Source organism: Pantoea sp. XY16 (assembly GCF_025153065.1).
Taxonomy (GTDB): domain Bacteria; phylum Pseudomonadota; class Gammaproteobacteria; order Enterobacterales; family Enterobacteriaceae; genus Pantoea; species Pantoea alfalfae.
The window spans coordinates 27000-46043 of record NZ_JANZNP010000013.1; the positions used below are offsets into that span (position 1 = coordinate 27000).

14 protein-coding genes, 1 tRNA gene and 1 other RNA gene are annotated in these 19044 nt (G+C 55.5%); 1 reads left to right on the forward strand and 15 read right to left on the reverse strand.

Going from position 1 to position 19044, the window contains the following annotated elements; all coding sequences use genetic code 11:
- Positions 1-2 precede the first annotated feature (2 nt).
- The 14 genes from bcsB to N1689_RS17685 all read right to left on the reverse strand — a co-directional run bounded on the left by bcsB (position 3) and on the right by N1689_RS17685 (position 18006).
- Positions 3-3110: a cellulose biosynthesis cyclic di-GMP-binding regulatory protein BcsB gene (bcsB, locus tag N1689_RS17620; RefSeq protein ID WP_260059602.1), complete on the reverse strand. Its 3108-nt coding sequence runs from the start codon at positions 3108-3110 to the stop codon at positions 3-5.
- Positions 3107-5218, reverse strand: coding sequence for a UDP-forming cellulose synthase catalytic subunit (gene bcsA, locus N1689_RS17625; protein ID WP_161734195.1), 2112 nt, complete (start codon positions 5216-5218; stop codon positions 3107-3109). Before bcsA ends, bcsB begins: the two co-directional genes overlap by 4 nt.
- A gap of 48 nt (positions 5219-5266) precedes the next feature.
- Positions 5267-6070 carry a cellulose biosynthesis protein BcsQ gene (bcsQ, locus tag N1689_RS17630; RefSeq protein WP_161734193.1) on the reverse strand — a complete coding sequence of 268 codons (804 nt, stop codon included), beginning with the start codon at positions 6068-6070 and terminating at the stop codon, positions 5267-5269.
- The gene (gene bcsO, locus N1689_RS17635; RefSeq protein ID WP_161734191.1) at positions 6061-6660 is read right to left on the reverse strand and encodes a cellulose biosynthesis protein BcsO; all 600 of its coding nucleotides are present in this window, start codon (positions 6658-6660) and stop codon (positions 6061-6063) included. The genes bcsQ and bcsO overlap by 10 nt, the downstream gene beginning before the upstream one ends.
- Before the next feature lie 682 nt (positions 6661-7342).
- Complete coding sequence (gene dppF, locus N1689_RS17640; RefSeq protein WP_013359641.1) at positions 7343-8365, reverse strand: dipeptide ABC transporter ATP-binding subunit DppF; 1023 nt, start codon at positions 8363-8365, stop codon at positions 7343-7345.
- Complete coding sequence (gene dppD / locus N1689_RS17645; protein WP_033784396.1) at positions 8355-9341, reverse strand: dipeptide ABC transporter ATP-binding protein; 987 nt, start codon at positions 9339-9341, stop codon at positions 8355-8357. Before dppD ends, dppF begins: the two co-directional genes overlap by 11 nt.
- 12 nt (positions 9342-9353) lie before the next feature.
- A complete protein-coding gene (gene dppC, locus N1689_RS17650; protein WP_013359639.1) occupies positions 9354-10256 on the reverse strand; it encodes a dipeptide ABC transporter permease DppC in 903 nt (300 codons plus the stop codon).
- Between the two features lie 9 nt (positions 10257-10265).
- Complete coding sequence (gene dppB / locus N1689_RS17655) at positions 10266-11285, reverse strand: dipeptide ABC transporter permease DppB (protein WP_013359638.1); 1020 nt, start codon at positions 11283-11285, stop codon at positions 10266-10268.
- A gap of 171 nt (positions 11286-11456) precedes the next feature.
- A complete protein-coding gene (gene dppA, locus N1689_RS17660) occupies positions 11457-13067 on the reverse strand; it encodes a dipeptide ABC transporter periplasmic-binding protein DppA (RefSeq protein ID WP_033734771.1) in 1611 nt (536 codons plus the stop codon).
- A gap of 1582 nt (positions 13068-14649) precedes the next feature.
- Positions 14650-14779, reverse strand: a non-coding RNA gene (locus N1689_RS17665) — RtT sRNA.
- Between the two features lie 33 nt (positions 14780-14812).
- Positions 14813-14889, reverse strand: a tRNA-Pro gene (locus tag N1689_RS17670).
- A gap of 125 nt (positions 14890-15014) precedes the next feature.
- On the reverse strand, positions 15015-16706 hold the full coding sequence (gene eptB, locus N1689_RS17675; RefSeq protein ID WP_161734188.1) for a kdo(2)-lipid A phosphoethanolamine 7''-transferase: 1692 nt from the start codon (positions 16704-16706) through the stop codon (positions 15015-15017).
- Positions 16707-17017: 311 nt separating this feature from the next.
- Positions 17018-17446 carry an organic hydroperoxide resistance protein gene (locus N1689_RS17680; RefSeq protein WP_013359635.1) on the reverse strand — a complete coding sequence of 143 codons (429 nt, stop codon included), beginning with the start codon at positions 17444-17446 and terminating at the stop codon, positions 17018-17020.
- Between the two features lie 95 nt (positions 17447-17541).
- Positions 17542-18006 (reverse strand): MarR family winged helix-turn-helix transcriptional regulator, encoded by a 465-nt coding sequence (locus tag N1689_RS17685; RefSeq protein WP_161734186.1) that lies wholly within the window; start codon positions 18004-18006, stop codon positions 17542-17544.
- Between the two features lie 62 nt (positions 18007-18068).
- Between N1689_RS17685 and N1689_RS17690 the strand changes: the two genes are divergently transcribed.
- Positions 18069-18662 carry an HD domain-containing protein gene (locus tag N1689_RS17690; RefSeq protein ID WP_260059603.1) on the forward strand — a complete coding sequence of 198 codons (594 nt, stop codon included), beginning with the start codon at positions 18069-18071 and terminating at the stop codon, positions 18660-18662.
- A 41-nt stretch (positions 18663-18703) separates the two neighbouring features.
- Here N1689_RS17690 and N1689_RS17695 read toward each other — a convergent pair whose 3' ends face one another.
- Positions 18704-19000 carry an HTH-type transcriptional regulator gene (locus N1689_RS17695; protein WP_010257438.1) on the reverse strand — a complete coding sequence of 99 codons (297 nt, stop codon included), beginning with the start codon at positions 18998-19000 and terminating at the stop codon, positions 18704-18706.
- Positions 19001-19044 lie beyond the last annotated feature (44 nt).

The window sequence follows — 19044 nt, forward strand, 5'->3', positions numbered from 1 at the left end:
CCTTACTTCCTGCCGGAATCATGGCCCTGCTTCGGGTTCAGACGCCGCCAGGCATGATGCTTCAGCATCACCCAGACCGCACTGCCCACCAGCGCAGAGAGCAGCATCGCTGCCACCGCCAGAAGCCCCGAGTGCTGGTTGGCATACCATACCACCATCATGTACCAGGGCATCTCGCCGCTGGGGAACTGTGCACCAACGCGAAAACTACGAATGCCGTTTTCATCGGTGATAATCACGGTGTCGCCCCGCACTGCGGCGTTAATCTGCGCCGAACTTAAATCGTTGTGCAGTCGCAACAGCTGATCGTCGCTGGTTGCCACCGTCATCACCACCAGCCGATCGCGATTCCATGGCGACCGGTAGCTGAGAAAGCCCCGCCACGCTTCGTTGGATGAGAAGTAACGATCGGCATCCAGCTGCTGACGACTCCAGTCGCCGGTCAGCCAGCCGCGTAATTTTTCCAGCGTGTCGGGCTCTTTAACTCCAAAGGTGCCGCTGGTGGCATCATAAGGTGACGCCGCCAGCATCGCCTGATTAAAGGCCGTGTTACCTGTCGTGCTGACCGCCAGCAGATCGCTCTGCTGTATGCGCGCCAGATGGGTGCCGCCAGTGGGCAGACCAAACAGCACCTGATTCTGCGTCAGCGCCACGCCGGTCGCGGTTCCGGCTCGCGCCGTCAGATCCAGCAGCGTCGACAGCTCAGCATCGCTGGGCGTTTCCGGCAGCAGCAGCGTGGTCTGGCCGAAGTCAGCCAGCCGCGAGAACGGGAACGAGGCACCCACAAAGTAAGAGAGGTTCGGCAACATGCTGAAGTGGCGGGTATGGCTCAGATCGATCCACGAGTCCTCTTCAATCCGGCTCTTGATGTTGTTATTCAGGAGCACGCCGCAGGGCGCATCGGCGCGGGGTTTAATATTGAAGTAGAGCGCCAGCTGGTTATCGCCATAGATCAGATAGGGCTCGAGATTCAGCTGATACTGCTCCTGACGCGCATCACCGTCCAATCTATGCCAGGCGTTCTCCAGCAGGCCAACTTTGTTCACCGTCAGGTTGCGCAGGAACGTGCCGTTGAGCATGACGTTAAGGAACGAGTTGTCCTCATCAATCCAGCTTTCAGACGGGAAGCGATAGTGCACATTGACCGGCACCGTGTCGCCATCCCACAGGAACAGATCAGGCGCGGCGCGGAAATTAACCCGCAGCGCATCATGCCAGATGCCGCTGCTGGTCAGGCTCTGATCTTTACGCAGCAGTTCGCTCAGGCGAACCGGGCGGTCAGTGTTAATCCAGCGCGGCGCATCGTAAGGTTTACGGTTGCCAATGGTCTGTACAGGAACCTGCAGCTGGCTCTCATCGGTGGTAAAAGGCTGCGTCGTCAGACGGTTCGCCGCCTGACGCAGCTGATCGTCATTGTTACCACTGACCAGCAGCAATTTGTAAACCGGATTACTGGGGTTATCCACCACCTGCAGCATCGGGCCATTACTGGCCGGGAACGTCAGGGTGCCGATTCGATCGCCAGGATGACCAAACAGGATGCCGTTGTTTTCCGGCAGTTCGCCGCGTACCACCGGGAACCGGATGCCGCGATAATCACTCTGAATGCCGAGCCAGGAAGCCACCAGCGCAGCCGCGCTGACCGCATCAGGTGAGACGTTACTGGCAAAGCCCATCGTGATGGTGGACGCCGTCATCCGCTGCGGATCCAGGAACGGACGCGGGAAGTTGCGCAGACGGGTGCCAATATTGAGCTGCTGACCTTCAAGGTGCAGCGTGGTATTCGGCAGAATGGTGACCTGATACTGCTGTGCGCTCTCTTTCTCACACAGCAGCTTGTCCGCATCGTTGATTTTAAAACTGAGGTTGTTGTTCGACACCACCATCGCCGCCGGAATATCCAGCTCATAATCACTGACGTCGCTGTCCGTGGCTCCCAGCGGCAGCGTGCCGAGCGGCTGACCATTCAGCATCAGCTGCAGTGAGGTATTGCGTGCCGCCAGCGCGGCGGAGACGTGCAGCGTCAGACTGAGTCGCGCATTGGTAATCACTTCATCGCTGGGGAGAGTAAAAGTGATGCCCGACTGTAACTGACCGCCGGTCAGCGTAATGCCGCGTGACTGGCCCATCTGGGCCACTGAAATCACGCTGCTGATCGGCTGATTGATGGCCGACGCGATAGGTGGCTGCGGTTCTGCAACCGGCGCAGTCGCCTGGCCCGGCGCGTAGGGCAGCGCACTGGCGGCCGCTTCCAGCGCCGGATCGGCATTGCTCAGCCCCTGTGGCAGCGGCACCGCGGAGAGCGCGCTGCTATCCTGGGTCACGGCGCCACTGCTCGTCACCGGCGCGACGGAAGAAGACCCGCCGTTCGCTGACGCCTGAGGCGCTGATGTTGCCTCACCCGCTGGTGCGTAAGAAGAGTTTGTTGATGTCGGCGTGGCATCAGGTACTGCACTCTGTGGCGCAGAGGCCGGTACAGATTCCGCGGGCTGGGCCGCGAACGGCACTAACGGCGCTGCTGACCCGCCCACACTCACCGGGGCCGTCATCTGCGCTGAACCGGCATCCGGTGTGGCAGCGTGATTAACAGGCGTTGCAGGTGGCGTCACATACGCCGCACCGCTGGCCGGGGCCTGATTTTCCGCGGGTGTACTGACAGTGGCCTCAGCTGACTGTGTGGTTACAGCAGCATCAGGCGACGCCGGAGTCGCACTGTTTACCGGCACACTGACGGCGGCATCAGCAGATTTCAAGGTTGCAGTGGCCTCAGCTGGCTGAGTGGTTGCAGCAGCCTCAGGCGGCGTCGGAGCCGTACTGGTTACCGGCACACTCGCTGCTGCACTGGCAGGTTGCGTGGTTGCAGCCGCATCAGGCAACGCCGGAGCCGTACTGGTTACCGGCACACTCGTGGCGGCATCAGCAGATTTCGAGGTTGCAGTGGCCTCAGCTGGCTGGGTGGTTGCAGCAGCATCAGGCGGCGTCGGAGCCGGACTGTTTACCGGCGCGGCACTGCTGTTATCGATCGCCGTCGGCGTTTCGGCGCCAGCGGGCGTCAGCCATAACGCGGCGGTCAGTGAACTGGCCAGCAACGTGTGCGTCAGGATCTTCATGCCGCGCCATCCTCTTTCGCCGCCGCGGCAACCGGGTCGACTTTTTTACGTTTATCGTGGCGCCCCTTCCAGGTCAGCCAGAACAGCTCAAATACGGTACGAATAATGGTGCCCAGCGACATCAGCGGGTTGTCCTGCTTATACTCTGGCTGGATCCAGGCGTCCGCACGCGCCAGCACGACACGCACCAGTTCGCGACGACGCGCCAGCGGCATCGCTTCAAAGCGCAGGCGAATGCTCTCGTCATCGCCGGAAATCTTACTCACCGGGATGGTGATCGCGCCGGATTTCAGCAGCAGATCAATCTCTTCAATTTCATCCGTTTCATGACGGCCATCCGGCGCATCGAGCTGTGCACCGCCCATCGAAAGGTTGCTGGTCTGGGTGCGTGATGAAATGCCGCTGGCGTAGTGAATAATCGCCGGGATTTGTACGTCAACGCGGATGGTTTTACGCACCTGTTTGGTTTCGCGCGCCACGGCAATCGCCGCCATCAGAATAATCAGGCTGAAAATCGCCCAGCCGACGTTGAGCGCAATAACGTAAGGGTCGACGCCAAAATAGTCATGCATCACGGCACGCACTACGCCAGCGACAATGCCGATGCCCAGCAGCAGCGCCACAATCACGTGCGGACGCACGATGTGGAAATCGAAGAAGCCCTGATCCAGCACACCGCCTTTGTCGGTCACGTTAAACTTGCCATGTTTCGGCGACAGCAGCGTCAGGATGGTCGGAATGACCAGATGGAAGCACATCACCGTCTCATAAATCTCACCCCAGAAGGTGTAACGGAAACGGCCATTCATGCGTGAGTTAACGTAGAGCGACATCACCAGATGCGGCAGCACGTAGGCAAAAATCAGCGACGCCGATGAGTGAATAATATTGAGGTTAAACAGCAGGTAAGCCAGTGGCGCGGTCAGGAAGGCAACGCGCGGCAGGCCAAACTGGAAATGCAGCATGGCGTTGAGGTAGCAAAGACGCTGCTGCCAGTTCAGGCCACGGCCAAACAGCGGATTATCGACGCGGAAAATCTGCGTCATGCCGCGCGCCCAGCGGGTACGCTGGATGATATGCAGACCCAGACGTTCGGTCGCCAGACCGGCCGCCAGCGGGATCGACAGGAAGGCTGAGCCCCAGCCCAGGCGCTGCATTTTCAGGGCGGTGTGTGCATCTTCGGTGACAGTTTCAACGGCAAAGCCGCCAATCTCTTCCAGCGCCGAACGACGGATCACCGCACAGGAGCCGCAGAAGAAGGTAGCATTCCAGTTGTCGTTCCCCTGCTGCACCGGGCCATAAAACAGCGCGCCTTCGTTAGGAATGCTGCGCGCAGCGCGCAGGTTACGCTCAAAGGGATCGGGCGAATAGAAGTAGTGCGGCGTCTGCAACAGCGCCAGCTTCGGATCTTTCAGAAACGGCCCCACCGTCGCCTGCAGGAAGGTGCGGGTCGCCACGTGGTCGCAGTCGAAGATGCAAATCAGCTCACCTTTGGTGATTTTCATTGCATGGTTGAGGTTACCGGCTTTGGCATGTTTGTTGTCGTCGCGGGTGATATACCCTACCCCGACATCCGCCGCAAATCGGGCAAATTCGCTGCGCTTGCCATCATCCAGCAGATAGATTTTGAGTTTGTCACGCGGGTAGTCGATACACTGCGCCGCCAGCACGGTATCGCGCACCACATCCAGACTTTCATTATAAGACGGCACATAAATATCGACCGTCGGCCACAGACGGGTATCGTCCGGCAACGGCTCAATGGTGCGCTTTAATGGCCAGGTGGTTTGCAGGAAGCCAAGAATTAAGATCAGCCAGACGTAAAGCTCCGCAAGATATAAGCCAATCCCTAATATCGCCTCGATTTCGGAATTAAAGTGCAGCGTCTCAGTGGTGCGCCACCAGATATAGCGGCTGGACATCAGGGCAGAGAGAATCACCATCACCACGGTTATTTTGCGGCTCTTGCTGAAACCCAATAAAAACATCATGCCGATGCTGATCAGACCAAAAATATACTGTTTCTGGCTGTCCATCGGCGTAATGATGATCACCGCGGCAACGGGTGCAAGCACCAGCAGCAGCAGGTAAAACCCGATTTTACTCATGATTCACCCTGAGAAGAGCTGTTTAAGTCAGTCGCCTGCAATAGCCGACTAAAAATGATTTGTGCGGATGGGAGCCTGAACTTCGCCATTTCCCACGGTGATATTCAGAATGCTGCTGACCCGTTTGGCGATCAGTTCAATATCAAATGCCGCTGCTGAGGCAGGGCTGAAATCATATACGGACTGCTGCGAAGCATTGGCTTCACCCACACTTTCATCACGGTGAACCACGCCCAGTAAATTATCGCCCAGACGCTGCTGCATAAATGCAGTGACATCGCGATTAATATTCCGGCGGTTATCGCACTGGTTCAGGATAAAATAGTGCCCCTGCTTATTATTGAGCGGTTTCCCGGTCATCCGGTTCTCTTCAATCTGCGGTAATAACGACACAGAGGCGGTATCCGCTAACATCACCACTAAATGCATATCGGCCAGCGCCGTCATTGCTTTAAGGGCCGGACCCGGACCAGGCGGAAAATCAGCGACAATCACCAGACCGGGATAATTAAGTACTGTATCCAGACCACGCTTAATAAAGTGGGGATCTTTCATCAGGTTCTCTTCGAACCGTTCGCGCTGTGGCTCGGTGACATTGCCATAGGGCAGGACAAAGATATTGCCGCCGGTGGTAAGAATCGACTGGCTCCAGTCCGCCTGCTCTTCTGATCGCGCCACAAATCCGCGGCCATCATGCAGCGGCACGCCAAAATGAAGACGCAGTGCATTCTGCACATCGAAATCAATGGCCAGAACTTTGCTACCGGAACGCGCCAGACTCCAGGCCAGATTCGCCGCCAGCGTGGTTTTCCCCACCCCTCCCTTCGGCGAGCACACACAAACTAACGGCATAGCGCAATCTTCTCCAGTAACGGTTTGAGTAAGGTTTCTTTTGGCAGATTCGACGGTTCGCTGTTGCGCGAGCGGAACAACGCACCAAACCGTTCCGGTTCAGAATGGGGTGTAGCAGGCGTGATGGTGGGCTTTAAATCCGCCACCATGGCGGGCCGGACTGGCTCAGCATGTGATACAGCAACAGGATCAGCCGCAACCCGTTTTTGCGGTGGCGGCGGTGGCGGAAACAGTGCTGAAGGGTCACGTTCAGCGGTGCGGGCCGTGGGCAGGTTGCTGCCTGACAGACTATCGAGAATTGCGCTGCGGGCGGATGTCGTCGGTTGCGCACTGAGTGTGGCAGGCCTTGCCGGTGCCTCAGGTGGTGGTGCGGTAAATTCATCTCCACGCAGCGGCTGTGGCTGCGGCAGGTCGATACGCTGACCGCCACCCAATGAGGTCTGATGCTCCTCTTTCGCCAGTTGACGAATTAAAGCCCATTTACTGTGTTCCGCCGCTTCCTGCGCCTGGCCAGACATATCTTTAAAGTCGATGTCGAGCGTTTGCGTTTTCTCTTTAAAACGCTGCAAATCATCGTAATTATTCTTCATTGGCCGTGGCCTGCAACAAGGGAGGATTTTTCCTGGAATATAACACATCCCTTTAATGTCAGTCAGAAAAACCTGATTACAAATAAAGCATATTCAATAAAATAGTTTAATCATAAAGATTCACTTACAGCAAAATAAAGCCAATATAAGATAAGTAACCCCTATAATTAATAAGTGATGTTTAAGTTAAATTAATCTGCGATGTTTCAATAATTTTTAAGACTTAGCCGCTCTGACAACCCCTGGCACAACCAGACGTGACATGATAAACGCAATGTTAAGCCACGATCGGGCGGCCGCAGGCGCAAAAAAAACCGATCGCTGTCATAAGGGATTGAGCCTGTTTATCTTTTTTCGCTGCGAATTTCGCCAGAAGAAAAACAGATTAAATCTGATAACGGAAAAAGAGGGGAAATAACCGAAACGTGATGGCGGTCCGCCAGCGGTGCGGTTTGCAGCAGAATTGAGATAAAAAAAGGCTCCAATAAGGAGCCTTCAGCTTAAGAAATTGTACTGGCTCAGGGTGTATTGCATTACCAAATCAGAACCACAGACGGCTAACTCTCTTCAGGAGATGGGAGCATACGCCTGTAGCTAAGCATCGCGGGCCATGGATGGCGTATTTGCGAAGAGCATATGCTCCCTGGGCCATCACTGCATTAACGGCCTGAGCTGCCAATCGTCAGCTGACCTTTTCTGCCACACCCACCGGCTGATTCTCGTCCTGATCGACCGCGAAGCAGGCAATCTCCTGGCCACCGTAGTTTTTCAGCTTCGGTTGCAGTTGCACGCAGGTGCCAAAACGTCGGTGGCAGCGCGCATTGAAGGCGCAGCCTGGCGGCGGATTGAGCGGGCTGGGCAGCTCGCCGGTCAGCTTAATGCGCTCACGACGGTCGTCAGGATTCAGACGCGGCGTCGCTGACAGCAAAGCCTGGGTATAAGGATGGCGCGGGTTGGCGAAAATCGCCTCTTTGCTGCCTTTCTCTACGCAACGGCCGAGATACATCACCATCACCTCATCGGCAATGTGTTCCACCACCGACAGATCGTGCGAGATAAAGACGTAAGAGAGGCCCATATCCTGTTGCAGATCCATCATCAGGTTCAGCACCTGGGCGCGCACCGACACGTCGAGCGCCGAAACCGGCTCATCGGCAATCAGTACATCCGGATCGAGCATCAGCCCACGCGCAATCGCGATACGCTGACGCTGCCCGCCTGAGAACATATGCGGATAGCGGTCGTAGTGCTCGGTTTTCAGGCCGACTTTCGCCATCATCTCCAGCGTCTTCTCGCGGCGTTCCGCTTTCGTGAGCTGGGTATTGATCACTAGCGGCTCTTCCAGAATCTGGCTCACTTTCTTACGCGGATTGAGCGAGCCATAGGGGTTCTGGAAGACGATCTGGATTTTCTGGCGACGCAGCTTCTGCGCCTGGGGATCGTGTTTCAGCAGATCCTGGCCGTGCCAGTAAAGCTGGCCTTCAGTCGGGGTTTCGATCATGGTCAGCAGGCGTCCCAGGGTGGATTTGCCACAGCCTGACTCGCCGACGACCGCCAGCGTTTTGCCGCGCTCCAGATTAAAAGAGACGCCATCCAGCGCTTTGACCAGACGCTCCTGACCAAACAGACCCTTCTTCACCGGGTAGTGCTTCTTCAGATCAATCGCCTGCAGCAGGAACTGATCTTTCGTGGTTTCATGACTCATAAGTGGGTCTCCCGGCATCGTCCAGCGGATAGTGACACTTGGACTGGCGTCCTGGAATGGTGCGCAGTTCAGGTTCTTCCTGACGACAAAGGTCAGTCGCATAAGGGCAGCGTGGGTTAAGCAGACAGCCAGCCGGGCGGTCATACTTGCCCGGCACCACGCCAGGCAGTGAAGCCAGACGCGCTTTGTCGGCCGCAAACTCCGGCAGCGCGCGCAGCAACGCCTGCGTATAAGGATGGCGCGGCGCTTTGAAGATATCGGTCGCTTTACCGCTCTCCACGACCTGACCGGCATACATCACGATAATGTGGTGCGCCGCTTCTGCCACTAACGCCAGATCGTGCGTAATCAGGATCAGCGCCATGTTCTCCTGCCGCTGAAGATCCAGCAGCAGTTCAATGATCTGCGCCTGAATGGTCACGTCGAGCGCCGTGGTCGGCTCATCGGCGATCAGCAGCTTAGGCCGACAGGCGATTGCCATCGCAATCATCACACGCTGGCTCATGCCGCCCGACAGCTGGTGCGGATAGACATCGAGCCGTGACGCAGGATCGGGAATCCCGACCTGATTCAGCAGGTCAATCGCCCGCTGACGCCGGGTGCGCTTATTGCCGCCCTGATGCACCTTGATCGCTTCCATAATCTGGAAGCCCACGGTGTAGCAGGGATTCAGGCTGGTCATCGGGTCCTGAAAAATCATCGCCACTTCTGCGCCCACCAGCTGGCGGCGCTCGCGTTCGGAGATGCGTTTCAGATCGCGCTGGTTGAACTCCAGCTTCTCCGCCATCACTTTGCCTGGGAAGTCGATCAGTCCCATGATCGCCAGTGAACTTACCGATTTACCGGAGCCGGACTCGCCCACGATACCCACGACCTGGCCCTGCTCAACCTGATAACTGATGCGGTCAACCGCGCGGAACGGTGCTTTATCGTCGCCGAAATGCACCGACAGTTTGTCTACATTTAATAACGCCATCTCGGTGCCTCTTTACTGCTTGAGTTTCGGGTCGAGGGCATCACGCAAACCATCGCCCATCAGGTTAAATGCCAGCACGGTAAGCAGAATGACCAATCCAGGGAAGGTCACGACCCACCAGGCACTTTGCGCATACTGCAGAACGTCGGAGAGCATGGTGCCCCACTCCGGCGTTGGCGGTTGCGCACCCATACCGAGAAAGCCCAACGCCGCCATATCAAGAATGGCGTTGGAGAAACCTAATGACGCCTGCACGATGAGCGGTGCCAGGCAATTAGGCAGAATATTCACAAACATCTGGCGCAGCATACCGGCACCGGCCACGCCGGAAGCGGTCACATAGTCGCGGTTCACTTCCACCAGCACTGCGGCGCGGGTCAGACGGATATAGTGCGGCAGCGCCACAAACGTCAGCGCGATAGAGGCATTAACGATTGAGGGACCGAAGATGGCGACCAGCACCAGCGCCAGCAGCAGACTTGGCAATGCCAGCATGATATCGACTACGCGCATGATGATGGCATCGACCACGCCACCGAGATAACCGGCCAGCAGGCCAAATATCACGCCGAAAATCAGCGACAGTACGACTACAAGACAACCCACCAGCAGCGACAGGCGCGCACCGTACATCAGACGCGATAGCACATCGCGGCCCACATCGTCGGTGCCCAGAATGTAGCTCCAGTTACCGCCTTCCTGCCAGACCGGCGGATGCAGCAGCGCATCGCGGAACTGCTCAGCAGGGGCATGCGGGGCCAGCACATCGGCAAAGATGGCGCACAGCAGCACAATGATGATGTAAACCAGACCGACGACCGCGCCTTTGTTACGTTTGAAGTAGTGCCAGAATTCCTGAAACGGGGTCATCGGCTTGGGTGCAACGGTAACGCTGCCGGGATCAACAACAGACATGATGCCCCCTTATTTCTTGTGACGTATGCGCGGGTTAACCACGCCATACAGCAGATCAACCAGCAGGTTGACCACAATAATCAGCACTGCGGTCAGCAGCACACCGCCCTGCACCACCGGATAGTCACGGCGCTGCAACGCTTCAATCAGCCAGCGACCCAGACCCGGCCACGAGAAGATGGTTTCGGTCAGAATCGCCCCGGCCAGCAACGTGCCGACCTGCAGGCCGATGACCGTAACCACCGGCAGCATGGCGTTTCGCAGCGCATGCACCACGATCACGCGCATCCGCGTCAGGCCTTTGGCACGCGCTGTACGGATGTAATCTTCACCCAGCACTTCGAGCATTGCCGATCGCGTCATACGCACAATCACCGCCAGCGGAATAGTGCCGAGCACGATGGCAGGCAGGATCATGTGCATCACCGCATCATGGAAGTCGCCTGGCTCACCCCAGAAGAAGGTATCGATCAGCATAAAGCCGGTCAGCGGCATGCTGTCATCCAGGAAGACGGTGTCGCCGACCCGCCCGGAAACCGGTGTCAGATTGAGCTGCACCGAGACCAGCATGATCAGCATGATGCCCCACCAGAAGATCGGCATGGAGTAGCCGGTCAGTGAGATGCCCACGGCGGTGTGATCGAAAATCGAACCACGCTTTACCGCCGCCAGCACACCAACCGGGATACCAATGGCAACGGCAAATATCATGGCGCAGATGCCGAGTTCCAGCGTCGCTTTGAAGCGTGGAACAAACTCATCCCAGACCGGGATGCGGCTCTTCAGTGAAATGCCCAGGTCGCCATGTAATACGCCATTAATGTAGTTCAGGTACTGTTTCCACAGCGGCTGATCCAGACCTAACAGCGCCATTAACTGAGCATGACGTTCAGGAGAAATACCGCGCTCACCGGCCATGATCAGCACCGGATCACCGGGGATCATGTGAACAAACGCGAAGGTGAGTAATGTAATACCGATAAACGTTGGGATGACAAGGCCCAGACGTCGGAGTATGAACTGCAGCATAATCCGGGTTCTCTCTTGTCCGCGCGACCGTCGCCGCGAGGGTTGTTATTGCTTACATCTGACGATCGGGTAGGCCCGACCGCGACGCAGACAGGCTGCGCCTCTACCGTTTCCAGTAAAACAGGGAGATAAAGCCGGGGCGACGCGCAGCCGCCCCGGAAAAGGCGACAATTATTCTTTAATGTCTACCTGAGCAAAGTAGTGTCCGCCCAGCGGATCCACTTTGTACCCGGAGACTTTCTTGCTGACCGGTTCGTATACCGTTGAGTGCGCGATCATCAGCGCCGGTGCCTGGTCATGCATCACAACCTGTGCCTGCTTGTAGTACTCGATGCGCTTCGCCTGATCGGCGGTGGCGCGCGCGGGCTGAATCTGATCCTCAAAGGATTTATCACACCAGCGCGAGTAGTTTGAGCCATCTTTGGCCGCTGAGCAGCTGAACAGGGTGGCCAGGAAGTTATCCGGATCCCCATTATCACCGGTCCAGCCCATCATGACGGTCTGGTGCTCGCCCGCTTTGGCGCGCTTCAGATATTCGCCCCACTCATAGGTGACGATTTTGGCTTTGACGCCAATCTTCGCCCAGTCGCTCTGAATCATCTCAGCCATGCGGCGCGCGTTCGGGTTGTACGGACGCTGAACCGGCATCGCCCACAGGTCGATGGAGAAACCGTCTGCCATGCCCGCTTCTTTCAGCAGCGCTTTGGCTTTCTCAGGATCGTAGGCGTAGTCTTTTACGTCGTCGTTATAGCCCCACATCGTTGGGGGGATCAGGTTTTTAGCAGGCTGACCTGCACCCTGATAAACGGCGTCGATAATCGCTTTTTTGTTGACCGCCATGGTCAGTGCCTGACGCACTTTCAGGTTATCCAGCGGTTTTTTCTCAACGTTGTACGACAGATAGCCGACGTTCAGGCCAGCCTGCTCATACAGGTTGATGTTTTTGTCCTGCTTCATACGCGCAATGTCAGCCGGGTTTGGATAAGGCATCACCTGACATTCGCCCTTCTGCAGCTTGGCGTAGCGCACCGACGCATCCGGGGTAATGGAGAAGACTAAGCGATCGATTTTCGGCTTGGTGCCCCAGTAATCCGGGTTAGCTTTGTAAAGGATGCGCGAATCTTTCTGGTACTGCAGCAGCTGGAACGGACCGGTCCCGACCGGGTTCAGGTCAACGTTTTGCGGGGTGCCCGCTTTGAGCATGTTATCTGCGTACTCTTTCGACAGAATCGAGGCGAAGTCCATGCCGAGGTCGGCGAGGAACGGCGCTTCAGGACGCGTCAGCACAAAGCGCACGGTATTCTCGTCCACTTTTTCGATTTTGCTGATCAGCTTCGGCATGTCCATGCCTTCGAAATATTCGTAGCTGCCGCCAGAGACGCCGTGATAGGCGTTGTTTTTATCCAGCTGGCGCTCAAAGGTGAACACGACATCATCCGCATTGAAGTCGCGTGTCGGTTTGAAATCTTTGGTGGTCTGCCACTTCACACCTTTACGCAGGTGGAAGGTGTAGGTTTTACCGTCTTCACTGACATCCCACTTCTCTGCCAGCGCAGCGTGCAGTTCGGTGGTGCCGATAGTGAACTCAACCAGTCGGTTGTAGATCTGACGTGAGCTGGCATCGTAGGTGGTGCCCGAGGTGAACAACTGCGGGTTAAAGCCTTCCGGAGAACCTTCAGAACAGTAAACGAGGGTTTTTGCCTGAACACCGGCGGCGACAGTCATAGCAATCAGGCTCAGACCGACCTTCAGCATCCCGGATTTAGCCAGGGAGTTGATCATGCTTTTGCTCCATTGTGATGTGATGTTGTGTGTATTGCCCGACCTCTGATTTTTTTATGCGGTTCAGGCGTACCACCGAACAGGTGGTTAACGCGCGCTGCGTTTTTTTTGTTTTTTCTGACGCAGATTGTGCATTCAGAAAATTCCGTAACTGCGCGTTTATTGACGCATCAATTTGTCAACAGTTGCAAAGAACGTCAATACAACGGTTACTTATTTACACAGAGTGTGAGGAATAGCATGCAACGGTAATAAAAACCGTTTCTGTCTAAAAGCCATACAATGCACAGCGTAGCTGACCTGAATTCCGTGCATTGTGCTGGCTTGCTGCTCTATCGCTAGTGATTCTCACCGCTAAAAAACTTAAAACTTTTACCGGCAAATGTTGAATAACTGAACGATTCATTGTGCGTTATGACGTTCAACCAGCGGAATATGCTGGCAAAGAAGCATAAGAAATCAGCATGTTGCCGCTTTCGGTCATAAGAAGAATGTGTCGCGAATTATGATCGCATCTCTTATATGGCAAGGCCTGCCAGCGGGTAAGTGACAATAACAGGGCTGGTAAGTGGAACACGCCGCGGATGGGGGTTACTGGAACTTTCTGGAAGATAGCGAAGATGGCAAGCGGGAGTAGCGTTAAGATCGAGATTGCTTTGGGAACACGGGCAGATCGGAAAGGCGCTTAAACCCTCCCTGGACGCTCGGCCCACGCCGTCCATGGCGTGGAACGCTTTCCTCCTCTGCCCGTGTTCCCTCCGCCTTGAGTTTATGCGCTGCGGTCAGATGCACTCTGATTTGGATCTGTCAGTTGTCTGAGATGCTTCTGTAAGTACCTGATGCGTCTGACAGACGTGAAGCGAAGGGAGCATACGCCTGTAGCAAAGCATCGCGGGCCATGGACAAAAACGCCGGGAGCGTTTTTGAACAACGCAAAGCGTTGGCCCGGCTACGGGCGCACCTCAGGGATGAGGTGCGTAATCGCCCGCGCTGAGCCCGCCAGGGATGGCGGTTTTGCATCTTTGCAGAAGGCGTATGCTCCCTGAAGCCCACTCAGCGGTAAGAATGTGAATGCTTAGCGGTCAGATCGAGACTGCTTCGGGAACACGGGCAGATCGGAAAGGCGCTTAAACCCTCCCTGGACGCTCGGCCCACGCCGTCCATGGCGTGGGACGCTTTCCTCCTCTGCCCGTGTTCCCTCCGCCTTGAGTTTATGCGCTGCGGTCAGATACACCTGACTTTGGGTCTCCCAGCCGTCCGAAATGCACATGTGAGTATCCGATGCGTCTGCCAGACGTGAAGCGGAGGGAGCATACGCCTGTAGCAAAGCATCGCGGGCCATGGACAAAAACGCCGGGCTACGGGCGCACCTCAGGGATGAGGTGCGTAATCGCCCGCGTTGAGCCTGTCAGGGATGGCGTTTTTGCGTCTTTGCGAAAGGCGTATGCTCCCTGAAGCCTGCTAAGCGGTAAGAATGTGAATGCTTAGCGGCCAGATCGAGACTGTTCAGGAAAAACCGTCCCTGTCGGTGGTTTTCTACAGACGAAAAAAAACCTGTCTTTTCAGACAGGTTTCTTAAATATGGTCGGCGAGAGAGGATGACTCTGCTCTGCGAGCAGCGCCCTTCGGGCCGTTGCTGAAGCAACGTTGTCTCGCTACGCTCGGCTCAAACCTCCTCTGTCGGTTCTCATCCTCTTTTCTTCAGATGAAAAAAAACCTGTCTTTTCAGACAGGTTTCTTAAATATGGTCGGCGAGAGAGGATTCGAACCTCCGACCCACTGGTCCCAAACCAGTTGCGCTACCAAGCTGCGCTACTCGCCGATGGGGGCGCATGTTACTGCTACCCCCGATCAGCGTCAACCGCTTTTTATGCTTTTGACGTCAATCGCCTGGAAAGCACGCGGTTGCCGGAAATCAATCGCCGGCATGTCCCTTTCAGGCCACTATTACAGCGCTTTAGCCTGACTTTTAGTCGGTGCCTGACACCAGTTGTTAGCCGGGTTAATGCCGCCATCTGGCGAGGTATAACCCAGACAGCCCAGAATGGTATCGAACAACTCAACGTGACGATGGGTCCGGCCCACACGTTGCTGCGCCTGCAGGCGTTCGAAGTTACTGCGGTTCTGACTGTCTTCCAGATACTTATCTGACGCCCAGACCATCATCGGTACGCGGAACTGCTCCGGCGGGGCCATCTCACGCGGCGTGCCATGCAGATGCATATTCTCGCTGATCGACTCACCGTGGTCGGCAGCATAGAAAACGATCGCCTTCTTATCACGCAGTTGATCCAGCACGCTATCCAGCATGCTATCGACATAGAGCACTGAGTTGTCATAAGCGTTGATCAGCTGCGCTTTACTGCAGGTCTCGTCGACGCCCATACACTCTGGCTGATACTTCGCGAAGCTGCGCGGATAACGCTGTGAATAAAGATAGTGTGAACCTTTAGTGTGCAACACCACCAGATGCTTACCTTTCGGGAAACGATCCAGTGACGCTTTCATCTCCGGCACCAGCAGCATGTCGTCTACCGATTTACCCTGATTACGCTTTTCTGAACCAATCTGCTCACGGAAGGCAAAGTTGTTGGCATTGATGTTGTCGTAGAACCAGACTTCGCTCTGCATCGCAAACAGCTCAGAGGTGAAGCCCAGCTCTTTCATCACCGCAAACACATTCTGCTCTTTCAGCGTGCGGCCAGGGTTATCCATGGTGCCGCCTTCGCGCACGAACATGCAGCGCAGCGACAGCTTAGTCGCGGTATCACAGGACTCGCCGCGGAACGCGACCAGATTCTTCTCTTTCGACAGCTTAGGCGTCGTGTCGCGCTCATAACCCAGCATCCCCATGTGATCCCAGCGGGTGGTTTCGCCAATCACAAACACCACATAGGTGTCATCCAGGCCGGCAGGCGCAACGTAGGTAAACTTCTTCGCCGGATCCAGCAGTTCCTCGCTTTGCAGCGACTCATCCACGCGAGTCCAGGCAAACAGACCTACAGCCGCCAGCCAGTTAGAAGGCAGATACGAGTGGGCGACCACACCGCCGTAGCTCGGCAGATCGATGTTAGTAATCTCTTCATTATGCTTCTGCAGCTTGTCGAAATAACGGATCGGCAGCCAGACCAGAGCTACACAGAGCAGCATAATCAGGGTCGGTTTCAGGCGCTGTCCTGGCGTACGCAGCTGCTCGTTCAGCGTCATGCTCAGCCTGTTGCGCCAGATCATCAGCAGCGGCAGCGCGCTGACCAGCACCATCCACAGGATGAAATGGTAGCCAACCACTTCTTTAGAAAGATCGGTATCGGTCGTCATCACCGACGCCACAATACCGTAGCCAATCACGACGTTAAAAAACGCCATGTAATAGGCGGCGGCAACAGATATCAGAACAATCAGCGTGGCCAGCACGCGATAAAACCACTTTCCGCCTAGCGACAGCAGACGCATCAGGAAGAACGTCAGCAGCACAATAGCAACCACCTCGGTAACGGCAGTGAGCCAGTTCGTTACCGTGGATTGCCTGAGAAAACCGTCAAAACGACGATAGAAAATCGGTAAGTTCAGCAAAATACCGAGGTAGAGCGCCAGCAATAGCGATAACTTCTGCTGGGTCAGGGTTTTAATATAATTCATGAAAAAAGGGGTTTCTCCGGTGTGAAGCGCTTGACCAAATCTTTTATGTGACTGCCAAAACCCGGCAGAGTTCGCTGAATAAGCGGACCGGACAAGATGAAGGAAAATTCTGAACGGATTTACTGGCTATAACGCAAGGTGGCTCAGTAAAACATGGCCGCGTTTGATAGACCAGAAAATAATCTTTGTCGACCTGATTAGCACATTTTTTGTACACGGCTGACAGTAGCTGTTGGCTGACTGACGCAGAAAACAGCAGGAGAGAGGATGTAAAAAAATGCGGGCCTGATGGTGTCAGGCCCGCAGTACGCTTAGCGAATGATGTTCAGCGTGACGTCGATATTGTTGCGGGTAGCGTTTGAATAAGGACAAACGATATGCGCCGCATCAACCAGCTTCTGTGCTTCTGCTTCATCCATCTCTGGCAGATGGATGTTCAGCGTGGCTTCGATACCAAAGCCGTCAGGGATCGGACCGATACCGACTTCACCTTCAATCCACGCATCTTTTGGCATTGCGATTTTGTCGCGGCCTGCAACAAACTTCATCGCGCCCAGGAAGCAGGCAGAGTAGCCTGCAGCAAATAGCTGCTCAGGGTTAGTCACTTCGCCGCCTGCACCGCCCATCTCTTTTGGCACGCCCAGTTTAACGTCCAGTACACCGTCAGAAGAGGTTGCGCGACCATCACGACCACCGGTTGCTTTGGCTTTGGCGCGGTAAACCACTTGTTCTAAAGACATGACATTTCTCCGTTACGCTATTTAATCGCCTGCTACTTATTTAACTGTAAGCAGGCGGTGAGGTTCAACGGATGCAGCGCATCCGTCGGCAATACTTATCGTGATCGATTCAGGTTATCTCGCAACCCATCCAGCTGTAATTTCAGCGCCAGCAGAGCGTCATCATCACAGGCTGTGGCACACTTAACCGCTTCAGGAATGGCTTCAGCCCTGGCCCGTAACGCCTGTCCAGCGTCGGTCAGCGTCACCGCAACCTGGCGTTCATCCTGACGGGTTCGCTGCCGGTTAATCAGGCCTGCACTTTCCAGCCGCTTCAGAAGTGGCGTTAATGTTGCAGAGTCTAAAAAAAGCTGCTCGCCAATCTCTGACACCGTGACATCATCTTTCTGCCACAACACCAGCATGACCAGATATTGAGGATAGGTGATGTCGAGCTGGCTCAGCAACTGACGATAGACTTTATTCATCGCCAGGTTGGCAGAATAAAGCGCAAAGCAGAGGTGCTGATCGACCAACAGTGGCATCGTTTTCACTTTTTTGTCATCTTGATCACAGTTCATGGTTAATAATATAGATAGCGCGCTAGATAATTGCAAGCAAACTTTTTGTCAGGGGGAAAGGCATGCAGGATTCACTGGAAGAACAGGCGCGTCGCTTCGCCACCGAGGCACATGCCAGTGCCGGACAGCGCCGCAAATATACCGATGAGCCTTATATTGTTCATCCGGCAGCGGTGGTGGAACTGGTGCGCAGCGTCAGCCATGACGATGCGTTGTTAGCGGCGGCCTGGCTGCACGATACCGTGGAAGATACCGCAACCATACAGAGCGATATCGAAACCCACTTTGGTACGCGCGTGGCAAGCCTGGTAGAAATGCTGACCAACAGCGCACCCGCTGGGGCAAAAAATCGGACGGCCCGTAAACTGGCGCACTTCCGCCATACAGCCAGCGCCAGTCCTGAGGCACAAACCATCAAACTGGCTGACATCATCGATAACACCCGCGCGATTGTGCGGTTTGATCCCGACTTTGCGCGGGTCTACCTGGTTGAAAAGCAAATACAGATTGCGTTGCTGAAGCAGGGAGATGCGCAGTTATGGCAGCAGGCTTCAATGATTATTGAAAGCGGACTCGCACAGTTGCGGGAGCCGCCCTATAGCGTGCCGGAGAGCTGGTTTGCCAGACAGGCGGCTAAATACAGCGAATTACGCTAATAAAAAACCCGCCAGCGGCGGGTTCTTTTCGTGATATCAGTTTATTCAAGCAACTGCCGTCCCAGATAGGGATTGGCATGTAATAACTTCATCAATTTCTGCGCCGTCGCGGAAGGACGGGTACGCCGGGCTTCCCAGCTTTTCACGGAAGAAACGCTCACGCCCATTACTTTTGCAAACTCATCAACCTGCATGCCGGTCATTTCACGCAGACGCTGCGGCTCTGGCTGGGCGGGTTGCTGACGCTGAATAAGTAACTCGGCGGCGCGATCATCACGTGTCAAAACAATCTGCTCAAGGCTGCTGAGCAATTCAAACATCGGGTCTTTTAATTCCATAGAGAACTCCTTAAAAACTCGCTATGAAGCACGTGAAAGTAGAG

Excerpts from the sequence above, each read along its gene's own strand:
- bcsB (WP_260059602.1), bottom strand. The coding sequence starts at position 3,110 with ATGAAGATCCTGACGCACACGTTGCTGGCCAGTTCACTGACCGCCGCG.
- bcsA (WP_161734195.1), bottom strand. The coding sequence starts at position 5,218 with ATGAGTAAAATCGGGTTTTACCTGCTGCTGCTGGTGCTTGCACCCGTT.
- bcsQ (WP_161734193.1), bottom strand. The coding sequence starts at position 6,070 with ATGCCGTTAGTTTGTGTGTGCTCGCCGAAGGGAGGGGTGGGGAAAACC.
- bcsO (WP_161734191.1), bottom strand. The coding sequence starts at position 6,660 with ATGAAGAATAATTACGATGATTTGCAGCGTTTTAAAGAGAAAACGCAA.
- dppF (WP_013359641.1), bottom strand. The coding sequence starts at position 8,365 with ATGAGTCATGAAACCACGAAAGATCAGTTCCTGCTGCAGGCGATTGAT.
- dppD (WP_033784396.1), bottom strand. The coding sequence starts at position 9,341 with ATGGCGTTATTAAATGTAGACAAACTGTCGGTGCATTTCGGCGACGAT.
- dppC (WP_013359639.1), bottom strand. The coding sequence starts at position 10,256 with ATGTCTGTTGTTGATCCCGGCAGCGTTACCGTTGCACCCAAGCCGATG.
- dppB (WP_013359638.1), bottom strand. The coding sequence starts at position 11,285 with ATGCTGCAGTTCATACTCCGACGTCTGGGCCTTGTCATCCCAACGTTT.
- dppA (WP_033734771.1), bottom strand. The coding sequence starts at position 13,067 with ATGATCAACTCCCTGGCTAAATCCGGGATGCTGAAGGTCGGTCTGAGC.
- eptB (WP_161734188.1), bottom strand. The coding sequence starts at position 16,706 with ATGAATTATATTAAAACCCTGACCCAGCAGAAGTTATCGCTATTGCTG.
- N1689_RS17680 (WP_013359635.1), bottom strand. The coding sequence starts at position 17,446 with ATGTCTTTAGAACAAGTGGTTTACCGCGCCAAAGCCAAAGCAACCGGT.
- N1689_RS17685 (WP_161734186.1), bottom strand. The coding sequence starts at position 18,006 with ATGAACTGTGATCAAGATGACAAAAAAGTGAAAACGATGCCACTGTTG.
- N1689_RS17690 (WP_260059603.1), top strand. The coding sequence starts at position 18,069 with ATGCAGGATTCACTGGAAGAACAGGCGCGTCGCTTCGCCACCGAGGCA.
- N1689_RS17695 (WP_010257438.1), bottom strand. The coding sequence starts at position 19,000 with ATGGAATTAAAAGACCCGATGTTTGAATTGCTCAGCAGCCTTGAGCAG.